Annotated in this window: 7 protein-coding genes; 2 read left to right on the top strand and 5 right to left on the bottom strand. The window is 71.9% G+C overall.

Annotated features, from left to right (window positions below; translation table 11 throughout):
* The 3 genes from E1295_RS10175 to E1295_RS10165 all read right to left on the bottom strand — a co-directional run.
* On the bottom strand, positions 1–1,766 hold a 1,766-nt coding region (locus tag E1295_RS10175), incomplete at its 3' end, for a serine/threonine-protein kinase (RefSeq protein ID WP_220448634.1).
* Positions 1,767–1,872: 106 nt separating this feature from the next.
* The gene (locus tag E1295_RS10170) at positions 1,873–2,427 is read right to left on the bottom strand and encodes a GNAT family N-acetyltransferase (protein WP_132629938.1); all 555 of its coding nucleotides are present in this window, start codon (positions 2,425–2,427) and stop codon (positions 1,873–1,875) included.
* An 11-nt stretch (positions 2,428–2,438) separates the two neighbouring features.
* On the bottom strand, positions 2,439–2,948 hold the full coding sequence (locus E1295_RS10165; RefSeq protein ID WP_246079957.1) for a shikimate kinase: 510 nt from the start codon (positions 2,946–2,948) through the stop codon (positions 2,439–2,441).
* A 37-nt stretch (positions 2,949–2,985) separates the two neighbouring features.
* On the opposite strand from E1295_RS10165, the gene E1295_RS10160 reads away from it, so the two are divergent.
* Positions 2,986–3,267, top strand: a complete 282-nt coding sequence (locus E1295_RS10160) for a hypothetical protein (RefSeq protein WP_132333372.1) — start codon at positions 2,986–2,988, stop codon at positions 3,265–3,267.
* 13 nt (positions 3,268–3,280) lie between these two features.
* The gene (locus E1295_RS10155; protein ID WP_132629936.1) at positions 3,281–3,664 is read left to right on the top strand and encodes a ChaB family protein; all 384 of its coding nucleotides are present in this window, start codon (positions 3,281–3,283) and stop codon (positions 3,662–3,664) included.
* A 115-nt stretch (positions 3,665–3,779) separates the two neighbouring features.
* Here E1295_RS10155 and E1295_RS10150 read toward each other — a convergent pair whose 3' ends face one another.
* Positions 3,780–5,609 carry a transketolase gene (locus E1295_RS10150; RefSeq protein WP_246079956.1) on the bottom strand — a complete coding sequence of 610 codons (1,830 nt, stop codon included), beginning with the start codon at positions 5,607–5,609 and terminating at the stop codon, positions 3,780–3,782.
* Positions 5,610–5,696: 87 nt separating this feature from the next.
* The gene (locus E1295_RS10145; protein ID WP_132629934.1) at positions 5,697–6,710 is read right to left on the bottom strand and encodes an SDR family oxidoreductase; all 1,014 of its coding nucleotides are present in this window, start codon (positions 6,708–6,710) and stop codon (positions 5,697–5,699) included.
* Positions 6,711–6,717: the final 7 nt, after the last annotated feature.

Below are 6,717 nucleotides of genomic sequence, written 5' to 3'. Positions count from 1 at the left end.
GGTCTCGGGGACGGCGGCCGGCCGGTCACCACGTCGAAGGGCCGCCCGCCCGCCCCCTCCGCGTAGCGCCCGTCGCCGCTCAGCGCCACACTCCCCGACGGCAGCCGGTAGAAGGCGACCTGCCGCCCGCCCGGCACGTCCCAGACGGTGACCGTGCCGGAGTCCCACCTGACCAGCTCGTCGCCGCGCAGCAGGTAGCGGGCCCGCAGGTCGGCGGCCGGGTCGGTGAACACGCCCAGCTCCGGCTGGACGAGTGAGGACTGCAGCGCGGCCCGCGCCTCGAAGACGGGCGACAACCGCCAGGCGGCCACGCTGAGCCGCATCGCCGTACGCGGGTCGGTCGACCGCATCGCCTCGGCCCTGGCGGCCACGGCCCGCGCGTCGGAGTCGAGGAGGCGGCCGCGCAGGTCGTTCTGGCCGTGCACGGACACGACGGACATCGTCACGGCCACGGCCAGCAGCGCCCCCAGGGTGGCCATGGACGGGGTGAGGAGTTTCCTGCGCTGTTTGGACAGGGCCACGCTGTCGTTGATGAAGTCGCGTTCGAGCTGGTTGAGCCGCAGATGGCGGCGTTTGGTCGCGGCCCAGCCGAGCGCCGTGTCGAGGGCCTCGCCGCGCAGCAGCCGGCTCCTGCCCCGGCGGTGCTCCGACCACTGCCTGGCGGCCACCCGGATCTGGCGGTGCACGTGCATGGTCTCGCGTTCGTCCGCGGCCCAGCCGCGCAGGCGGGGCCAGGCGCGGTAGAGCGCGGCGCTGGCGGGCGCCACCCGGTCGTCACTGAGGGCCACGAGCTTGCCCATGGACGTCTCGACCGGCGCCACCCGCACGCTGCGGCGTACCAGCAGGCCGGCGTCCATGAGCGGGCCGAGCACGTCGCCCTCGTCGTGCGGGTTGTCGCCGTCGAGCAGGCGCAGCAGCAGCCCGGGGACCTCCTCCTGCTGGCGGGGTGTGAGCGCCTGGTAGACGTCCTCGGCGACCTCGCCGAGCGAGCGCGGGCGCGCGTGCCCCTGCGGAGGCCGCAGCGCGTCTCCGGCCGCGATCAGCAGCTCGGCCGCGTCCGGCCGGTCGGCCGGATCCTTGGCCAGGGCGCGCCCGACCAGCCCGCGCAGGGGCTCGGGCAGGTCGCTCAGGTCGGGGTCGCAGGTGAGCAGCCGGTGCATGATGCCGCCCAGGCTGTCGCCGCGGAACGGGTCGCGGCCGGTGGCCGCGAACGCCACCACCGCGCCCCACGCGAACACGTCGGCGGGCGCCCCCGCCTCCTGCCCGGTCAGGACCTCGGGTGCGAGGTACGTGTACGTCTCGCCCACCGGGCGACAGGCGGGCAGGCCGAGCTCGATCACCTTGAGACCGCCCGCGGCCAGCAGCACGCTTTCCGGGTCGATCCCCTGGTGGGTCAGCTTCTCCTCGTGCAGCGCGTCGAGCGCGGCCCCCAGCGAACCGGCCAGCGCGAGCAGCTCGTCGCCGGTGTACGGACCGTGCAGGGCGACGGCCTGCCGCAGGTCGGGCCCGTCGACGAACTCGCTCACCACGTAGGGGACGCCGCCGTCGACCCCGGCGTCGACCACCTCGGCCAGGTGACGGCAGGTCACCCGCCCGAATCTGCGTCCGGCCTCGCCACGCGACTCGGGCTCCGCCTCGCCGCGCGGAACCGTGACGGCGAACCGCTGCCCGTCGTCGTCGTAGGCGTCGTAGGTGACGCCGCTTCCGCCCGCGCCGAGCCTGGCGGCCAGCCAGTAGCCGCCAAGCTTCTCGGGGTCACCTGGCACCAAGCGCATCGTCACTGAGGCTTAGATGCACGACACCGTCCAATGGTTGTCCGAAATGACGCGACAGGTCCCCCGCGCGCCTCGGGGGACCCATGCGTCATGATCATTATGTCAGGCCTTCGCGCCGCGCCAGCCACCCGGGGCGGAGCATCGCCATGATCACGCAGTCGTGCCATGCGCCGTCCCAAAGCAAGGAGTCACGTTTCACGCCCTCCTCCATGAAGCCGATCTTCTTGTAGACGTGTCGTGCCCGGTCGTTGAAAGCGTAGACCTCCAGCTCGATCCGGTGCAGCGGGGTCGTGCCGAAGGCGTGTGCGAGGACCAGTTCGATGGCCTCCGTGCCGTAGCCCCTGCCGAACACCCGGGAGCCGATCAGCGCGATGCGCAGGTTGCACGACAGGTTGGCCGGGTCGAGCGCGTTGAGGACGACCTCGCCCGCGTAACCGTCGCCGGTCATGATCGCCAGGTCGAGCCGGTCGGCGTGCTGTGCCCGGCTCGCGCACCACCGGCGGGCGCCCTCGAAGTCGAACTCGCCCTGCGAGCCCGTCAGCCGCCGCACCTCCGGATCGCGTACCAGCTCGTAAAGACCTTCCGCGTGCTCAGGGCCGACCGGGCGCAGCGTCACGCGCGAGCCCTCCAGCACGGGTTTGTCAGCGAACATCGTCCCGGCCGTCAGTCGTGGTCACAGGTGGACGCACCCAGCTCCCGCACCACGGCGTCGCGCACCTGCTCGGGAGCGAGTTCGCTCACGTCGCACACGGTGTCGGCCACCTCACGGAAATAGCCACCGCGGCGGGCCCGCATGACCGCGGGGTCGAAGTCGGGACGGTGATCACTCGAGCGCATCCGCTCGGTCAGCACCTTGTCGGGGGCGTCGACCCAGACCACGAACGCGGCCCGCATCGCCGCCCGGACCTCGGGGTCCTCGACCGTGCTCGCCGCCGCCGCGATCACCTTGGGGGCACCGGCAAGTTCGAGCAGCACGTGCTCGGCCTCGTAGAGGTGCAGCGTGGCAGCGCCCTCGCGGGCGGCGATCTGCGCGGCCGTGCCGCCGTACCTGGCCTTGAGGAACGGGTCGCTGTCGCTGAACTCCAGCCCCAGCGCCTCGGCGATCAGACGGCCCGCCGTCGTCTTGCCCGATCCCATGAGCCCGATCACCACGACTGGTTTGTTTTTCGACATGTGGATAGAGGTCCTTCGTGTCAAGGAGGTAAATCAGATGACCATCGCCGGAAGCATCATCCTCATCATGCTCGGTGCGATCCTCACCTGGGCCGTCGAGTTCGACCTCGCCGGCCTCGACATCAACGTAGTGGGTCTGGTCCTCATGCTCGGCGGCCTGGTCGGACTCGGGTTCGGCATCTACCGGATCAGCGTCACCCGCCGGGCGGTCGGCCCCATCGACGAGCCGGTCCACCGCCACGAGATCTACGAGGAGCCCGAGCCCAGACGGACCACCGTGTACGAGGAACGACGTCACTACGACGAACCACCGCTGTAGGAGGTGAAGCGAAATGCCAGCAGTCGAGGAACTGCCGTCCACCATCAGGCGCTCGCCGAAGAAGGCACAGAACACGTGGATCAAGGCGCACGACTCTGCGGTGCAGGAGTACGGCGAAGGGCGACGCGCCCATATGACGGCGTTCGCGGCGCTGAAGCACTCCTTCGAGAAGGTCGGCGACCACTGGGAGCCGAAGTCGAAGAAGGGTCCTTCCGACAAGGGCGCCAAGGACCGGTCCGGCAGGACCGCCGAGGGCGTCGACGCCAACGCCAGCAAGGAACACCTGCAGAGCGTGGCCGCCAAGCTGGGCGTGCGCGGCCGGTCGAGGATGACCAAGCAGGAGCTGGTGACGGCGATCAAGAAGGCCAACAGGAAGGCCACGTCGAAGGCACGCTGACCAGCGCGCCTACCGGAGGCGGCCGGCTCGTCAGGAGGCCGGCGGGAGAGCGAAGCGGCACGGCGCCGCCCCTCGCCCGCCGGCCTTCCTCATGCCCCCGGGCGCGTCAGCCGGGTCAGAGCAGGCGCTTGACGGCCGCCACGATCGCGTGTCGGTCGATGCCGGCGTCGGCGAGTTGCTCCTCCGGCTTCGCGGACCCTGGCAGCTCCGTCACCGCCAGCTTCACCACGCGCGGCCCGAGTGCGCTCACGGCGTCCAGCACCGCGTCACCGAGCCCGCCTTCGAGCCGGTGGTCCTCCACCGTGATGAGGTTGCCCGTGGTGGTGGCCGCCTCCGCCAGCGCCGCCGAGTCGACGGGCTTGACCGAGTAGAGGTCGATCACTCCCACGGGGACCCCGGCCGCCTCCAGCTCGCCGGCCGCCGCCAGCGCCTCGTGCACGGTCACCCCCGCGGCCACGATCGTGGCCCGGTCGCCGCTCGACTGCCGCAGCACCCGTGACCCGCCGACGGGGAACCGTTCGCCCGGCGGGTAGATCACCGGTGTGTTCCCGCGCGTGGTCCGCAGGTACGACACGCCTTCGACGTCGGCCATCTCGGCGATCAGCGCGGCGGTCTGGTTGGCGTCGCACGGGTAGAGCACGGTGCTGCCGTACAGGGCCCGCATCATGGCCAGGTCCTCCAGCCCCATCTGCGACGGGCCGTCCTCGCCGATCGACACCCCGGCGTGGGACCCGACCAGCCGGATCGAGGCCCGGCTGACGCCGGCCATCCTGATGAAGTCGTGGGCCCTGGTGAGGAACGCCGCGAACGTGGCGGCGTACGGTGTCCACCCGCGGATCTGCATCCCGACGGCGGCGGCGACCTGCTGCTGCTCGGCGATGTACATCTCGAAGAAGCGCTCGGGGAATCGCTGCGCGAACGCCTCGGTCTTGGTCGAGTCGGCCACCTCGCCGTCCAGCGCCACCACGTCGCCGCGGGCCGCGCCGAGCGCCGCCAGCGCCTCCCCGTACGCCGTCCGCGTCGCGACCTGCTCGCCCACCTCGTACGAGGGCAGTTCCAGCGGTCCTGAGCCGAACCGGTAGGGCTCGGCGGCCTCCTCGGGTTCGCGTACGGTGACGCGCACGTCCCGTGGCCCGCCCAGCTCGTCGACGGCCTTGCCGGAGTCCTTGATGGGCTTGCCGTGGGCGCCTTCGCGGTTCTCGACCTCCAGCACGCCCTCGCCCTTGCGGGTCTTGGCCAGGATGACGGTGGGGCGCCTGCGGGTCTTGCAGGCGTCCTGCAGCGCGTAGTCGATCTCCCCGGGGTCGTGCCCGTCGATCTCGATCGTGTGCCAGCCGAACGCGGCGAAGCGGCGGGCGTACGCGCCCGTGTCCCATCCGTGCCGGGTGGGCCCGCGCTGCCCGAGCCTGTTGACGTCCACGATCGCGGTCAGGCCGGCCAGGCCCTCGCTGCCCGCGTGCTCGGCCGCCTCCCAGATGGAACCTTCGGCCAGTTCGCTGTCGCCGCAGAGCACCCACACCCGGTACGGCATCCGTTCCAGCCGCCCGGCCATCGCCACCCCGACCCCCACCGGCAGCCCCTGCCCGAGCGAGCCGGTGGCGACGTCGACCCAGGGCAGCCGCGGTGTCGGGTGCCCTTCCAGCCGGCTGCCGCGCTTCCTGAAGGTCAGGAGCTCCTCGTCGTCGATCACACCGGCCGCCTTGTACAGCGAGTACAGCAGGGGAGAGGCGTGCCCCTTGGAAAGGATCACATGGTCGTTGGCCGGGTTGTCCGGCCGGTGGAAGTCGTAGCGCAGGTGCCGGGCGAACAGCACGGCCATCAGGTCGGCCGCGGACATGGACGACGTGGGGTGGCCGGAGCCGGCAGCGGCGGCGGCGCGGACGGAGTCGACGCGCAGCTGTGTGGCCAGCTCGGCGAGGTACTGAAGATCGGGTTCGGGCATCATGACCTCCTGGAGAGTTCCGGCCCGGCCGCCCCTCTCCGCCCGCCTGACGCGGGAGGCCGGGTGGGCGCCGGGCGCCGTCGAGGGTGGTCAGCGCCGCAGGCGCCGGCCGAGTGCTGCGAGGGCGGCGGCGGCCGTGCCCGCGCCCAGCGTGAGCAGGACCGGGCGGCGGTGCCGGGAGAGCCAGACCTGCGGGCTGTGCGCGTGTGAGCGCTGGTCGAAGGTGCCGTGGGCGCCGTAGTCCGTCGTCTCGTCGGCCGGGTCCCAGAGGTTGGACACGCCGCTGGGGGACTTCTCGTCGGTCTGCTGCGAGCTCACTCCCGTCCGCGCGAGGTAGCGGTCCACCAGGGCGGGGGCCACGCGCTGGGCCATGAGGGTGGCCACGGTGCTCGTCCCGACCCAGTACTCCTTGCGCTCGGGGTGCTCGGCGGCGTACACGATCGCCCGCGCCGCGACCTCGGGCTGGTAGATCGGGGGGACGGGCTGGGGGTGGCGGCGGAGCTTGGACAGCACCCACTCGAACTGCGGGGTGTTGACGGCGGGCAGCTGGACGAGCGTGATCTGTACGCCGCTGCCGTCCGCCAGCAGCTCCGTGCGGACCGACTCCGTGAATCCCTTGATCGCGTGTTTCGCGCCGCAGTAGGCGGACTGCAGGGGAATGCCGCGGTAGGACAGTGCCGAGCCGGTCTGGACGATGGCGCCGGCGCCGCGCGGCCGCATCAGGTCGAGGGCGACCTTGGTGCCCCAGACGTAGCCCAGGTAGGTGACGGCGGTGGTGCGGGTGAACTCCTCCGGGCTGATGTCCTGAAATTTCGCGAACACGGAGGAGAAAGCGGTGTTGATCCACACCGAGATCGGCCCCATCTCCGCCTCGATCCGCTCAGCGGCCTTGCGCACCTGGTCGTAGTCGGCCACGTCCGCCTCATAGACCTGCCCGCTGCCTCCCTCGACGCCCACGTCGACCGCGGCCGCGCCCAGCCCGGTCGTTCCCCTGGCGATCAGGGCCACCCTGGCCCCCTGCCGTCCAAGCTCGCGGACGACCGCGCGCCCGACTCCGCCGCTCGCGCCCGTCACCACCACCACGCGCCCGTTCAGTGGCCCCATGTCGAGA

The sequence above is a fragment of the Nonomuraea mesophila genome, from assembly GCF_004352805.1.
Lineage (GTDB): Bacteria > Actinomycetota > Actinomycetes > Streptosporangiales > Streptosporangiaceae > Nonomuraea > Nonomuraea longispora.
This window is presented reverse-complemented; position numbering and strand designations above follow the sequence as displayed.